Source organism: Bacillus sp. AFS031507 (assembly GCF_002584635.1).
Taxonomy (GTDB): Bacteria; Bacillota; Bacilli; order Bacillales; family Cytobacillaceae; genus Neobacillus.
In genome coordinates, this window is the sequence record NZ_NUOW01000118.1 from 294 (window position 1) to 555 (window position 262).

Annotated in this window: 2 tRNA genes; both read right to left on the reverse strand. The window is 46.9% G+C overall.

From position 1 onward, the window contains the following. Positions 1–42: 42 nt before the first annotated feature. Positions 43–119: transfer RNA gene (locus tag COE25_RS30110), tRNA-Met, on the reverse strand. Between the two features lie 18 nt (positions 120–137). After that, positions 138–213: transfer RNA gene (locus COE25_RS30115), tRNA-Val, on the reverse strand. Positions 214–262: the final 49 nt, after the last annotated feature.

Here is a 262-nt window from a genome sequence, read left to right on the forward strand (position 1 = left end):
CAAACTTGGGTATTCCTCCAGATAAAAATTAGCAAAAACATTTGGTAGCGGCGAAGGGAGTCGAACCCCCGACCTTTCGGGTATGAACCGAACGCTCTAGCCAGCTGAGCTACACCGCCAAAAAACAAATATTATAATGGTGGAGGATGACGGGCTCGAACCGCCGACCCTCTGCTTGTAAGGCAGATGCTCTCCCAGCTGAGCTAATCCTCCACTATATTGAAAGTTATTTTACGCAAACTCGTAAAAAACTTTGGTGACC